This is a genomic window from Rhizobium sp. BK491 (assembly GCF_014194925.1).
Lineage (GTDB): Bacteria > Pseudomonadota > Alphaproteobacteria > Rhizobiales > Rhizobiaceae > Rhizobium.
The window spans coordinates 711226-724224 of the sequence record NZ_JACIAR010000001.1 but is presented as its reverse complement, the minus strand read 5'-3'; the positions used below and the strand labels follow the sequence as shown (position 1 = coordinate 724224).

Sequence of the window (12999 nt, the reverse complement as noted above, 5' to 3'; positions counted from 1 at the left end):
CAATACCGCGTCCTTGGCTACACCCCTGCCAAAACCGGTTATACAAAAAGCGACCGCCCTGGAGCTCGACTCCAGGGCGATCTGTTTTGTAAGCCGACTATTGAAATTAGGCTGCCTGCGCCAACTGATCCGCAATGACCGTATCGAGGTTGAGGAAGCAGACCATGGTCTTTTCCAGCGCCACGATGCCGCGGCAGAAGGCGCGCTGCCCTTCGGGGATGATTTCCGGAGCCGGCTGCAGATCTTCGCTTTTGATGGTCATCATGTCGGATACCTGCTCTACCAGGAGACCGACGAGCTTGCCCGCAATATCAGTAACGATGATTGCGGAGCGCTCCGAAGGTTCCGTCATCTTCATGCCAAGGCGGCAGGCCATATCGATGACCGGGATCACTGCACCGCGCAGGTTGATGAGGCCGAGCACGTAAGGCGGTGTATGCGGCATCGGCGTCACCGGCGCCCAGCCGCGGATTTCGCGGATGGCCATGATGTCGATGCAGAACTCCTGGTCGCCAAGGTGAAAGGAGACGATTTCCAGATAGGCGCCCGATTGCTTGATGGCGTTCGTCATGTTCGAGAACTTCCCGTTTGGCATCGCCGCAAGCGACGCTCGCGATTGAAAAGAGAGATCGGCTGGAGCGGCTTGGGCAGCGTCAGCATCCGGTGCTTTGGCGACAAAGACGCCTTGCTTCCGGCGGGCGTCATGCCCTTCTGGAATAAAGAGGTTCGCCGCGCTTTCGGGCGGTGGCCGAAAGCGAGTTCGACCGTTGAAGCAGATGTTGGCGCGGACTGGTTAGGATTGATTTAACATCCATCGGGATTTTATCTCTCAGGCCCCAGAGGAGTGGCGAAATGGAGTGAACAAGGCTCGGAAGACCACCGAACCGCATGCTGCGACGATTTCGGCCTCCTCTGAACATCTTCTTGAATTGCGTCCTCCACTTCGAGCCGCTACATCGGCTAGGGAGCGATTGCACTGCACTTTCGGTGCGATCGTCCGTATTGGTGGGGAATAGCATTCATGAGAAGCGTGCGGATTGCAGTTTGGGTGGCCGTGTTGATCGTGGCCGGACTATTGGGCTGGTTCAGCTTGGGTGGCGGCAAGTCGCCGGAGGTTGCGGCATCCGGCCCTTATGGTGTCCCTTTCACGCTCGTTTCACAGAGCGGCCAGCCGATCAGCGAGCAGGCATTTCGCAGCAAACCCTCTGCCGTCTTCTTCGGCTACACGCATTGCCCGGATGTCTGTCCGACGACACTGTTCGAGCTGAACGCCTGGCTGCAGAAGGTCGATCCCGATGGCACCAAGCTCAATGCCTATTTCGTGACCGTTGATCCCGAACGTGATACGCCTGCCATCATGGACCAATATGTCTCCAACGTTTCGAAGCGCATCACCGGAATTTCCGGTGATCCAGCCAAGGTGATGGACATGGTCAAAGGATTCCGTGTCTATGCCAAGAAGGTGCCGGTCGACGACAAGCAGCCGAATGGCGACTATACGATGGATCACACCGCTTCCGTCTTCCTGCTGGATTCGCAGGGCCGTTTTGCCGGAACCATCGCCTATGGGGAGGACCCGGACGTGGCGGTGAAGAAACTGGAGAACCTAGTCAAGAAGGGATAGGACCTGCATGGGCGAGGGGATTGACGGACAGGGAAAATCCAGATCCATTCTGATCGTTGGGGGCGGGCCTGTTGGTTTTGTCGCCGCTCTCGAACTTGCCCGCCGCGGCTTCTCGCCACGTATTGTCGATGACGGCACTGGGCCGACGCCTAAGGAAGAGAGCCGCGCGTTGGGTGTCAACGCCCGCACGCTGACGCTGCTGTCTCCCTCTGGCGTTGCGGAGCGCATTATCGCCGCTGCGCAACCGATCGAGCGCTTTCGCGTCCGCTCGAATAAGAAAATTCTGATCGAGTTGGATACGCGAGAAGTAAAAGGTCGCTTCAGTGCTATTTGCGCCCTGCCGCAGGGCAATACCGAGCGCCTGCTGATGGAGGCGCTTTCAGCCTATGGCATCTCGCCCGAATGGCAGACGGCCGTGGTTGCAGAAGCCATGGTAGACCTTCAAGAACCGGAGGTCACGCTGCGCAGAGCCGATGGTACGTCGGAAACAGCGCGGCCGGATATATTGATCGGTGCTGATGGCGCCCATTCTGCGGTGCGCAAGGCATTCGGCGCCGGCTTCCCGGGCGAGGCGCTGGAGGCTTATTTCTATCTTGCCGATTTTCGCTATGCGGAGCCGGTCGATACGCATTTCGGCGAGATATCGCTCTTCGATCCCGGCATGGTCGGCCGTCTACCTGTCTCGGACGGCATCATTCGCTACATCTCGACGCTGGAGGATTTCGAAAGCCGCATCGCGCATCCGGCTGCGGTTTCGGAAAAGACCTGGGCCTCGCAGTTTCGCATCCACTTCCGGCATGTCGAGCCGATGGCCAAGGGGAATGTCTTTCTTGCCGGCGATGCCGCGCATATTCATTCGCCGGCCGGCGCGCGCGGCATGAATCTCGGCATCGAAGATGCCTGCTGGCTTGCGTGGCTCATTGCGGAAGGCCGCGAACAGGAGTATTCGGCCTTGAGAATTCCCGCCGTCAAGCAGGTCTTGAAACAGACCTATGGCCTGACACGATTGGTGACGATGCAAAACCCGCTGGCAGTTGCGGCGCGAAATTTCCTTGCGCCGCTATTGCTGCGCTTTGGTCCGGTCCGCCGGCAATTGCTTCGGGGTGTGGCCGGCTACGACACGCCGAAACCACCCTGGATCGACTGGGCCGAATAAGAACGAGAAAGAGCGACGAGTTGAGCGAAATCCGACTTTATGTGACGACGAACGAGAAGAAGGCCGGGCAGGTTCTGGACCTAATGACGCCGGTGTTCGAAGATGAAGAATTGCCGATTGCAACAACGGAGATCGACGAGAAGAACGATGTCTGGGAAGCGTCGATCTATCTCTACGCTGCGGATGAAGATGAGGTCCGTGGTCGCTTCGAAGCGCTCTTGAAGCCGACTTTCGCCGATCTCGTCGTTCAAAAGGAAGTGCTTCCCGACATCGACTGGATCGCCAAGTCGCTGGAAGGGTTGAAGCCTGTGCGTGCCGGCCGCTTCCTCGTGCACGGCTCGCATGATCGCGACAAGGTCGGCTCCAGCGACATTGCCATCGAAATCGAAGCAGGACAAGCTTTTGGCACCGGTCACCATGGGACGACTGCTGGCTGCCTTGAGACGATCGAGAAGGTTGTTGCGAGCCGCCGCGTGCGCAACGCGCTCGATCTCGGGACGGGCAGCGGCGTGCTGGCGATCGCCGTGCGCAAGCTGCGCAATATTCCGGTTCTGGCGACCGATATCGATCCGATTGCCGTCCGCGTTGCGAAGGAAAATGTCCGCAGCAACGGTATCGCCTCGGGTGTCTCGCTGCAGACGGCACCGGGATTCCATTCCACGGCCTTTTCCCGTCATGGACCGTTCGACCTGATCATCGCCAATATTCTGGCGCGGCCGCTCATCAAGATGGCGCCGCAGCTTGTGGCGCATCTGGCACCGGGCGGTTCGGTCATTCTGTCGGGTATTCTTGCCGAGCAGCGCTGGAAGGTTCTCGCTGCCTATAACGGCGCGCACCTGCGGCATGTGCGCACGATCTGGCGCAACGGCTGGGTCACCATCCACCTCGACCGGCCTTGAGCCGGTCACTTCCCGCATCAACAATTGCAAAAAATAAAAAAGGCGGTGCCGAAGCACCGCCTTCAGATCGGTTTTCGCCGATCTTACCCGCGAGCGTGTGGAGGAGGAGTGCTCAAGCGGGCTCTAAGCGTTCTGATCATAATCCGTGGGAGGAGGAGAACCGGATTGCGATCGACTTGGAACGCGTAGATCGTAAACTTGTTAGCGGCGACCGCCGCGGCTGGCGCCGATTGCCTTTGCGGTTTCGACTTCGAGCTGACGAAGCGAGCCGACGGAATGGCGTACGGTGCGACGCTCGCCAGCCAGCGCCGGGCTAACATATGCGGAGCGAGAGATAGGCATTGTCTTAAGTCCTTGGTTTTGAGCTGGTTCTTCGTGAACCCCGTTTGATGCCGCCGATATAGCGACTCGCCCGTCGGCGTGGCAGGGGGGCGGCTTCATGGGAGCTATGCGTAATATGCATGTTTCATGCCGTGAAGTTGTCATAATCGGACTGGCATGCTCACGAAATGGGCGGATTCGTTAACGGCCCGACATGAGATAAACTACTCTCATCCGGTGTGATATTGCAGTCATCGTACATAGCGTCTTAGAGATCGAAAATCACGTCGCACTTCCGATCGTGATGCTCTAACATACTGGCAATATTCAATTTCACGAACTCTCCATCACTACCGGATCAGCCCATGTTTCAGTCTTTCGACGTCACTTCCACCCCGCAATTCGGCCGCGAGCGTGTTACCGGTTTGCGCGCTGCCTTCGACGATCTCGGCATTGACGGCTTCCTCGTGCCGCGGGCTGACGAGTATCAAGGCGAGTATGTGCCCAAATGCTCGGAGCGTCTCGCATGGCTCACGGGCTTCACTGGATCGGCAGGTGTTGCGCTTATCACACACTCGCAGGCCGTGGTTTTCGTGGATGGCCGTTATGTGACTCAGCTTGCCGAACAGGTGGATCGAAGCGTCTTCACCGGAGGCGATCTGGTGAACGAGCCGCCGCATGTCTGGCTGCCGCGTCACGCGAAGAAGGGTTTCCGGCTCGGCATCGATCCGTGGCTGCATACGGGTGCCGAAGTACGCCGACTGGAAAAGGCCTTGGCCGAGATCGGCGGCAAGCTCGTCTTCCTGCCCCACAATCCGCTCGACAGGCTCTGGACCGACCGGCCGCCCGAGCCGCTGGGCAATGTTATCATTCAGGATATCGCCCAGGCCGGTATCCTAGCCAAGGACAAGCTTGCGATGATTGCGAACGGCCTCAAGGAAAAAAACCTCAAGGCGGCACTGATTACCGATCCGTCCTCTGTCGCCTGGATCTTCAATATCCGCGGCAGTGACGTGCCGCACACGCCGCATCCCTTGGCCCGTGCCATCATCTATGCGGAAGGTGAAGCGGCGCTCTTTCTCGACAAGCGCAAGACTAAGGTCGAGGCCGAAGCCTATCTCACGCAGATCTGCAAGCAGCTGCCGCCGTCGGAACTTACCAAACGCCTGGCCGCTGCGGCCGCGAATGGCGGGCGCATCCTGGTTGATCCGGATCTTGCCTCCTACGCTCTGACCAACATCATCCGTCGTGAAGGTGGAGAGGTCGTGGAGGGCAATGATCCCGCCAAGCTGCCGCGTGCCTGCAAGAATGCTGCCGAAATCAACGGATCGGCCGCGGCGCACCTGCAGGATGGCGCCGCCATGGTCGAGCTCCTTTACTGGCTGGAGACAAGCAAGCCTGGAACGGTGACGGAAATCGCTGCGGCAGAACGGTTGGAAGCTTGCCGCGCCCGCGTCGGCGAAAGCATGCAGAACCCGCTGAAAGATATCTCCTTCGATACGATCTCGGGTGCTGGCGAACACGCGGCCATCATGCATTACCGCGTGACCACGGCGAGCGACCGGCTGATCCAGGCCGGCGAACTGTTCCTGATCGATTCAGGTGCGCAATATATCAACGGTACCACCGACATCACCCGTACAGTTGGCATCGGTGCCGTCTCCGAAGAGCAGAAGCGCCTCTTCACGCTGGTATTGAAGGGAATGATCGCCATCAGCACGGCACGTTTCCCGAAGGGTACCCGTGGCTGCGATCTCGATCCGCTGGCACGCATCGCGCTCTGGAAGGCGGGCGTCGATTTTGCTCATGGCACAGGCCATGGCGTCGGCTCCTATCTCTCCGTCCATGAGGGGCCGCAGCGCATTGCGCGCCTTGCCGTGCAGGAACTGCTTCCCGGCATGATCCTGTCCAATGAACCCGGCTATTACCGTCCGGGTCAATTCGGCATCCGCATCGAAAACCTGATCTATATCCGCGATCCGGAGGAGATCGAGGGAGGGGACATGCCGATGCTGGGCTTCGAGACTTTGACCTTCTGCCCGATCGATCGCAGCCTGGTCCTCGTCGAACTGCTGACGCATGAGGAGTTGCATTGGCTGAACGAGTATCACGCCCGGACGCGCGAAGCGCTGATGCCGCTGATCCATGATCACGACGTACGGGCGTGGCTGGAAAATGCCACGCTCGAGCTTAGCCATTGAGAAATATGGACCCCACCCCTTTGAAAAAGGGATGGGGTCCGTCTCAAGCGCCTATGGAATGGCGCCATGCCATGACGACGATCCATCCGGCGACAAGCATGTAAGTCGATGGGTAGCGCATGCCGACAAGAAGGGCTGCGAGCATCGCCACCTTGATATCCCAGCCGCCGATGAAGAAGGCCGGTGCGACGAGGGTCGTGAGTACAGCGGCGGGCACGGCATTGAGCGCTGCCTCGACGCGCGGCGGAATGCGGGTCATCTTGACGATCAGGATATAGCCGCCGATGCGCGTCAGAAAGGTCACCACGGTCGCAGCCGCAATCAGCAACACCATATGCGAATTGAAATCGAACATGGTCAGACCTCGTGGCTTTCGTGCGCGATATCAGGCTTGCGATTCGCTTTGAGCGGCGGCAGCATTGCGGCAAGCGCGACGCCCGCCAATGCGCCGATGCTGACATGCCAAGGTGAGCCCACATAACGATGGGCAATGGCCGATGCCACGGCGCTGACGGCGACGACGGGCAAGAAGTTTTCGCGCGTGCGGAAGCCCATGACGATGCCGAGGAAATAGACCGGCAGCAGAATATCGAGGCCGATGGCTTTGGGATCACCGATGAAACTGCCGAGAAGACCGCCGATCAGGCTCACCACCACCCAGGGAACATAGATCACCGCCGCAAAGCCGATGTACCAGGCGAAAGTCACCGGCTTGCCGCTTTCATGGCGCTTGATCGTCTCGGCGAATTGCGGATCGACCAGCAGGAAAAAGGTGAAGAACTTCTCCACAACGGAAAAGTGTCTGATATAGCGAGCGATCGCTGCCGAATAGAGCACATGGCGGAAATTCACGGCGAGGATCGACAGCACGATGAGCCAGGCCTGAACATTGTGGCCGAAGAGATCGATCCCGACCATCTGGCTGGCACCGGCATAGACGGTGCCGCTCATCAGGGTCAGTTCGCCAAGGGACATGCCCTGATCGCGCGCCAACGCACCGAAAAGGGCGCCGAAAGGCGCTGCAGCGAGGCCGACGGGAATGCCACCCTTCAAGCCTTCAAGAAATTCCGCGCGACTCATGGTCCGCTTTGTCCTTTGTGGAAAATCCGGTGCCTTCGTCCGGATGTTGTGTCGAGGGCGCGCATTCCGCATGGAAACAACGATGGTTGCATCCTTGCGCATTTGTTGCCGCGCTGTTCAATGGCGGGAGGTGTAAGCCGAGCCTTTGGAGCCAGCAATTGAATTTCCTTGATGGATCAATTGATTTCCTTGATCCAGCCCTTGGAGCCCGCTCGCAAAATGGGAGATGGAAAGATGAAGAAGATCACCTTTTCGAAGGAGGAGAAGGCAGCCACGATTGCACGCCTTCAGCGCTATTTCGCCGATGAGCTGGACCAGACGCTGGGCACCTTGCCTGCCGAATTCCTGCTTGATTTCTTCACCGCCGAGATCGGCCCTTACTATTACAATCAGGGTTTGCGGGATGCCCATGCGGCATTGATGAGCAAGATGGAGGATTTCGGCGAGGCGATCTATCTGCTTGAGAAAGAGCCGGCCAAGAGCTGACAGCGCCTCACTTCTTCGGCTGGAAGGTATGCTCCAGTGCCGGAAAGGTACGAGCCTTCACCTCTTCGGCATAGGCTTCCGCCGCTTTCGAGATCATGGGCGCCAGCTCCGCGAAGTGCTTGACGAAGCGCGGCTTGAAATCGTTGAACAGGCCGAGCATGTCATCGGAAACGAGGATCTGCCCATCGCAGGCGGCAGATGCGCCGATGCCGATCGTAGGAATGGCAACGGCGGCGGTAATCTCGCGGGCGAGCGGTTCGACCGTGCCTTCGATGACCATGGCGAAGGCGCCGGCCTCCGAGATCGCCTTGGCATCGCGCCGGATCTTGTCGGCTTCCTTCTCTGAGCGACCAAGCGAATGATAGCCGCCGGTCGTATTGACCTGCTGCGGCATGAGGCCGACATGGCCGAAGACCGGAATGCCGCGGGAGGTGAGGAAGGAAACGGTTTCTGCCATTTCCTCGCCGCCCTCGAGCTTCACGCCATCGCAGCCGGTTTCCTTCAGGATGCGCGCGGCATTGCGGAAGGCTTGTTCCTTCGATTCCTGATAGGAACCGAAAGGCATGTCGACGATGACACAGGCATGTTTTGCGCCGCGCATGACGGCCTGGCCGTGGGCGATCATCATATCCAGCGTAACGCCGACGGTCGTGTCCATGCCGTAGAGCACCATGCCAAGGGAATCACCGACCAGCAGCAGGTCGCAATGCGGATCGAGCAGGCGGGCAATCGGTGTCGTATAGGCCGTCAGGCTGGCGATGGGACGGGTGCCCTTCATCGCTTCGATGGCGGCCGGCGTCGTGCGCTTGGTGTGTCCGACGGTGCTCATTTCAGGCGACCCCTTCGTTGGCGGATTTGCTGCCGATAACCCTGTTGTCGAGCAGGCGGGTGGTGCCGACGCGGACGAACAAGGCGATGAGGATCGGCTGCCCCTGCAGTTTGGTCAGCGGTTCCAGCGTTTCGGGATGACGAACGGCGGCGACTTCCACGGTCGCGAGTGGCTCCCTTTCGATGAAGGCGCGGAGCGCCTCTTCGAGTGCTGCTGGATCGTCCGCGCCGAGATCGTAAAGCCTTGCGGCCTCCGACAGTGCCTGGGGGATAATAACAGCGGCGGCACGCTCTTCCTTCGATAGATAGACATTGCGCGAGGAGAGAGCCAGGCCATCTGCATCGCGAACGGTCGGTACCGGTACGACCCGGACAGGCTGGGCCAGGTCCTCGACCATGCGGCGGATGATCGTGACCTGTTGATAGTCCTTCTCGCCGAAATAGGCGCTGTTGGGCTGGGCGATGTTAAAGAGCTTGGTGACGACGGTGGCAACACCGGCGAAGTGCCCCGGGCGAACCGCACCTTCCAGCTCCGCCCCGAGCTTCGGCACGTCGACCACCGTTTCCATCGGTCGCGGATACATGTCCATGACACCGGGTGCGAAGAGAAAATCGACGCCGGCGTCACGTAGCATGGCACTATCCCGCTCGAGATCGCGCGGATATTTCGCCAGGTCCTCATTGGCGCCGAACTGCAGCGGATTGACGAAAATAGAGGTGACGACGACGTTGTTCTCGGCTTTTGCACGAGAGACCAGTTCCATGTGACCGGCGTGCAGATAACCCATGGTCGGCACCAGGCCGATTTTCCTGCCGGCTTTGCGGTGTTCGCCAAGCCGTTCGCGTAGAGCGGCAATCGTGTGAACGATCTCCATCGTGGCACTCCTCCCCAGGCAATGCCGTTTCCGTATCGCCGGTTTCCATCCCTCAAAATTGCCGGGACTTCTAGCGTGTGCAGTGCAAAAAGGCAATTCGCCCGCGCCACCAGCCACGGTTTCGCTTTCAGGCTATGAGGTTCGCAGGCCAAACCAAGGCGATTTAATCTCCGCTGTTGTGCTCCAAACAGAATCGCTCTCCCAAGGGGTGCCTGAGAGAGCGAAAACGAGACGATGCTGTTTTGCAGAGGCTAGACCGAGCGGGTCAGGCCGCCATCGACTTTGAGGTTTTGGCCGGTGATATACCCAGCGCCATCGGAGGCCAGAAAGGCGACGGTGGCGGCGATCTCGGCGCTGGTGCCATAACGCTGCATCGGCACGCTGTCACGGCGCTCTTCGGTCGCCGGCAGGCTGTCGATCCAGCCGGGCAGGACATTGTTCATCCGCACATTGTCGGCGGCGTAGGTATCGGCAAAGATCTTCGTGTAGGAGGCAAGGCCCGCCCGGAATACCGCCGATGTCGGGAACATTGCCGATGGCTCGAATACCCATGCCGTGGAGATGTTGATGATCGAGCCGGATTTCTGCTTCTGCATGATAGGAGCGATGAGACGGACCGAGCGAATGACGTTCATCAGATAGACGTCGAGGCCGGTGTGCCATTGCTCGTCGGTGATCTCCAGGATAGGGGCGCGCGGACCATGGCCGGCGCTGTTGACGAGCACATCGATCCGCCCCCATTTTTCCATCGTCGCATCGACCAGGCGCTTGAGATCGTCATTCGACTGATTGGACCCGGTAACGCCGATGCCGCCAAGTTCCTGAGCCAGTGCCTCACCCTTTCCGGAGGAGGAGAGGATGGCGACATGGAAGCCATCGGCCGCAAGACGTCTGGCGCTTTCGGCGCCCATGCCGCTACCGCCCGCCGTGATGACAGCCACTTTTTCTATCGACATTTTCGGTTCCTCCTTCATCTTGTTCTGCTAGAACTGATTGCCTCGAAATTATCGATGAAATATCATTGTCTTCGCGCGAGAGCGAAGCAGATAAACTCCTGTTTTCCAGTAGAAAAACTATCGCATGAATGGTTCACCCAGTAAACTTCCCTCGCTGAACGGTCTGAAGGCATTCGAAGTGGCCGCGCGCCATCGCAGCTTCAGGCTCGCGGCCGAGGAGCTTAGGGTTACGCAGGGCGCCGTAGCGCAGCAGGTGCGCGGGCTGGAAGCCGAGCTTGGCGTAAAGCTGTTCGAGCGAATGCCGCGGACTTTGGCGCTAACGGGCGAGGGACGGGCCTATATAGCCGATATCAGGCGTGCCTTTGAAATTATCGCGCAGGCGACCGGCGATCTCAGGCCGCAGCCCGTCAGGCTCACCATCAGCACCACGCCGACATTCGCGTCGAAATGGCTGATTCCGCGCCTGCCGGATTTTACCGCTCGTCATCCCGATCTCGATCTTCATATCCTTGCGACGGAACGCATGTCAGGCTTCCAGGCTGATGGAGTGGATCTTGCAGTCCGCTACGGGCGACCACCTTTCGGGCCGGGGCTGGCGACTGAACTGCTCTTCGAGCAAGAGATCATCGCTGTTTGCAGCCCGGCATTGCTGCAGGACCGAAAGCCGCCGAGGACCGCGGAAGAGCTTGTCGATTACGCGCTTCTTCATGATGCCCATAATTCCTGGCCCGAATTCATCGACAAGCATTTCGGGCGGGCGGCTCACGCCTCCTATAAAGGGATCAGCTTCAACCAGACATCGCATGCGATCGAGGCGGCGATCGCCGGGCAGGGAATCGTTCTAGCCAACCGCGATTTCGTGGCGCGAGATACGGCGGAAGGTCGCTTGACGCAGGTTATCCAGGGGTCGCTAAGTGGTCCATCCGACTTCTATCTCGTTTGGCCGCGCTATCGCAAATCCGCAGCCCTTGAGACGGTTATCGCCTGGATGAGAGGAGAAGCGAGCAGGAAATAAGGGATACCGCTCGCCTAATGTTGCGAGCAGGTTTTTCAGGAATGAAATGCCCCCGGTTTTCGAAGGCCGCCCATCAAGGCGCGGTCGCGCTGCCGAACGCTGCAATTGTCCTTCCGGGGTTAGCGCTTTCCTCAATCTTTTCCTGTTATCTGCAGCCATGGCGAAGATCGTGGCATTGGCTGCATATTTCTATCAGGCTGCGGTGGCTTTCGGGCTGCTGATCGCTGTGGCGCATCTGCTGACGCCAGCGGATTATGCCGCCTATTCGCTGTTCATCTCGATCAGCCAGTTTGCGGCGATCCTCTGCTTCGAATGGGTTCGCTTTGCCTGCAGCCGCTTCTATCCGGGGCATGGACCTGGGAGCGAGGCGCTGGAGCGCAAGGCGCTGACGGTAGAATTCGCGGCATGCTCGGCAATCTGCCTGATCGCCGCTTCCGTCTCGATCTTCTTTTCTGTCTCTGCAGAGATTGCCGTGCTTGGCGGCCTGGTTGCGATCTTCCAAGGTGGCAGCGACCTGCATCTTACCATGCTGCGCTTTCGTCAGGAATTTCGCGTCTTTTCGCGGCTGCAGGGTTCGCGTGCGACGATTCTGGCGATCGGTACGCTTGCGGGCGCGGCGATTGCCCCGACCTTCACATGGACTGTCGCCGGTCTGATGGCCGGCTATCTTGCCTATGGGCTCCTTGCCGCATTTCTGACCCGCAACAGTCTTCTCGAGGCGGCTTCGTTCGAGAAGGCACGAGTACGTAAGCATTTCGTCTATGGCAGCGTCGCTGCGAGCGCCTCCGTTATCGGCATGCTGACGCCGCTGGGATTGAAGTCCATCCTTACGGCCATGTTGGGAGCGGGTGGCGCTGCCGGTGCACTTCTGGCGCTTGATCTGCTGCAGCGACCCTTCATCCTGATCGTCTCTGCGCTGCAGGCCATTCAATATCCCGATGTCGTCACGACCTATGATCGCGATGGATCGACGCCCGCCTTTACCAAGCAGCTTGGAGAATATTATTCGCTGCTGACCGGTCTGACGCTGATGACGGCCGCCGGCATTTTCGCGCTATTGCAGCCGGTCGGCCAATTGGTCATCGCGGCTGGTTTGCGCAAGGAGTTTCTTGCCGTCGCCCCCTTTGTCATCGGCCTTGCGACCTGCCGTGCGCTGACGGCCAATATGCTGCCCACCCCTGCACATCTACAGCACCGGTTGCTGACGATCTTTCTGCTGGCGGCACTGGATTGCGTATTGCTGAATGCGGGCACGATCATCGGCGGCTATCTCGGCTCTTATGATGATGCTGCGCTTATGGCCGGTGGCATGATCGGCGCGCTGTGTGCCATGGCGATCGGTGTGAAGGTAATGATGTCTCTCGCCTTCGATTTCGTCTGGCCGCCCGTTATCCTGTCCGCCATCGGGCTCGCCCTGCCGGTGCTGGCGACGATCGGCTTTGGGTACTCGCTATGGATATTCGTGGCCGGGGGCGTGGTTGGCGGTGCGCTTTTCTGTCTGCTCGGCCTCTATAGCTATTTCGTCATTATGTTCCAGCGGCAAGTGCGGCCATAAGCT

The 12999-nt window shown here is 59.2% G+C and carries 14 protein-coding genes; 7 read left to right on the top strand and 7 right to left on the bottom strand.

Features of this window, described 5'->3' with window-relative positions:
- Nucleotides 1-106: 106 nt before the first annotated feature.
- Nucleotides 107-571, bottom strand: coding sequence for a chemotaxis protein CheW (locus tag FHX05_RS03610; protein ID WP_015340333.1), 465 nt, complete (start codon nt 569-571; stop codon nt 107-109).
- A gap of 450 nt (nt 572-1021) precedes the next feature.
- On the opposite strand from FHX05_RS03610, the gene FHX05_RS03605 reads away from it, so the two are divergent.
- Genes FHX05_RS03605 through FHX05_RS03595 form a run of 3 tightly spaced genes read left to right on the top strand, consistent with a single transcriptional unit; the run spans nt 1022 to nt 3679 of the window.
- Nucleotides 1022-1624, top strand: coding sequence for an SCO family protein (locus tag FHX05_RS03605; RefSeq protein WP_183870691.1), 603 nt, complete (start codon nt 1022-1024; stop codon nt 1622-1624).
- A gap of 7 nt (nt 1625-1631) precedes the next feature.
- Entirely contained in the window at nt 1632-2780 is a 1149-nt protein-coding gene (locus FHX05_RS03600) for an NAD(P)/FAD-dependent oxidoreductase (protein ID WP_183870690.1), read from the top strand.
- A gap of 20 nt (nt 2781-2800) precedes the next feature.
- The gene (locus FHX05_RS03595) at nt 2801-3679 is read left to right on the top strand and encodes a 50S ribosomal protein L11 methyltransferase (RefSeq protein WP_112605270.1); all 879 of its coding nucleotides are present in this window, start codon (nt 2801-2803) and stop codon (nt 3677-3679) included.
- A 201-nt stretch (nt 3680-3880) separates the two neighbouring features.
- On the opposite strand, the gene FHX05_RS03590 is transcribed toward FHX05_RS03595, so the two are convergent.
- Nucleotides 3881-4021 carry a hypothetical protein gene (locus FHX05_RS03590; protein ID WP_162711788.1) on the bottom strand — a complete coding sequence of 47 codons (141 nt, stop codon included), beginning with the start codon at nt 4019-4021 and terminating at the stop codon, nt 3881-3883.
- A gap of 344 nt (nt 4022-4365) precedes the next feature.
- Between FHX05_RS03590 and FHX05_RS03585 the strand changes: the two genes are divergently transcribed.
- Nucleotides 4366-6201 (top strand): aminopeptidase P family protein, encoded by a 1836-nt coding sequence (locus tag FHX05_RS03585; protein ID WP_183870689.1) that lies wholly within the window; start codon nt 4366-4368, stop codon nt 6199-6201.
- A 43-nt stretch (nt 6202-6244) separates the two neighbouring features.
- Here FHX05_RS03585 and FHX05_RS03580 read toward each other — a convergent pair whose 3' ends face one another.
- Nucleotides 6245-6556 (bottom strand): AzlD family protein, encoded by a 312-nt coding sequence (locus tag FHX05_RS03580; protein ID WP_183870688.1) that lies wholly within the window; start codon nt 6554-6556, stop codon nt 6245-6247.
- 2 nt (nt 6557-6558) lie between these two features.
- Complete coding sequence (locus tag FHX05_RS03575; RefSeq protein ID WP_183870687.1) at nt 6559-7281, bottom strand: AzlC family ABC transporter permease; 723 nt, start codon at nt 7279-7281, stop codon at nt 6559-6561.
- 234 nt (nt 7282-7515) lie between these two features.
- Between FHX05_RS03575 and FHX05_RS03570 the strand changes: the two genes are divergently transcribed.
- On the top strand, nt 7516-7767 hold the full coding sequence (locus FHX05_RS03570; protein WP_112334812.1) for a DUF2164 domain-containing protein: 252 nt from the start codon (nt 7516-7518) through the stop codon (nt 7765-7767).
- A 7-nt stretch (nt 7768-7774) separates the two neighbouring features.
- Here FHX05_RS03570 and panB read toward each other — a convergent pair whose 3' ends face one another.
- The 3 genes from panB to FHX05_RS03555 form a co-directional block, all read right to left on the bottom strand.
- Complete coding sequence (gene panB / locus FHX05_RS03565; RefSeq protein ID WP_183870686.1) at nt 7775-8596, bottom strand: 3-methyl-2-oxobutanoate hydroxymethyltransferase; 822 nt, start codon at nt 8594-8596, stop codon at nt 7775-7777.
- A gap of 1 nt (nt 8597) precedes the next feature.
- A complete protein-coding gene (gene panC / locus FHX05_RS03560) occupies nt 8598-9470 on the bottom strand; it encodes a pantoate--beta-alanine ligase (protein WP_183870685.1) in 873 nt (290 codons plus the stop codon).
- A gap of 251 nt (nt 9471-9721) precedes the next feature.
- The gene (locus FHX05_RS03555) at nt 9722-10426 is read right to left on the bottom strand and encodes an SDR family oxidoreductase (protein WP_112605652.1); all 705 of its coding nucleotides are present in this window, start codon (nt 10424-10426) and stop codon (nt 9722-9724) included.
- 124 nt (nt 10427-10550) lie between these two features.
- Here FHX05_RS03555 and gcvA point away from each other — a divergent pair, with 124 nt between their 5' ends.
- Entirely contained in the window at nt 10551-11441 is an 891-nt protein-coding gene (gene gcvA / locus FHX05_RS03550; RefSeq protein ID WP_183870684.1) for a transcriptional regulator GcvA, read from the top strand.
- A gap of 169 nt (nt 11442-11610) precedes the next feature.
- A complete protein-coding gene (locus FHX05_RS03545) occupies nt 11611-12996 on the top strand; it encodes a hypothetical protein (RefSeq protein ID WP_348648302.1) in 1386 nt (461 codons plus the stop codon).
- The last annotated feature ends 3 nt before the right edge of the window (nt 12997-12999 follow it).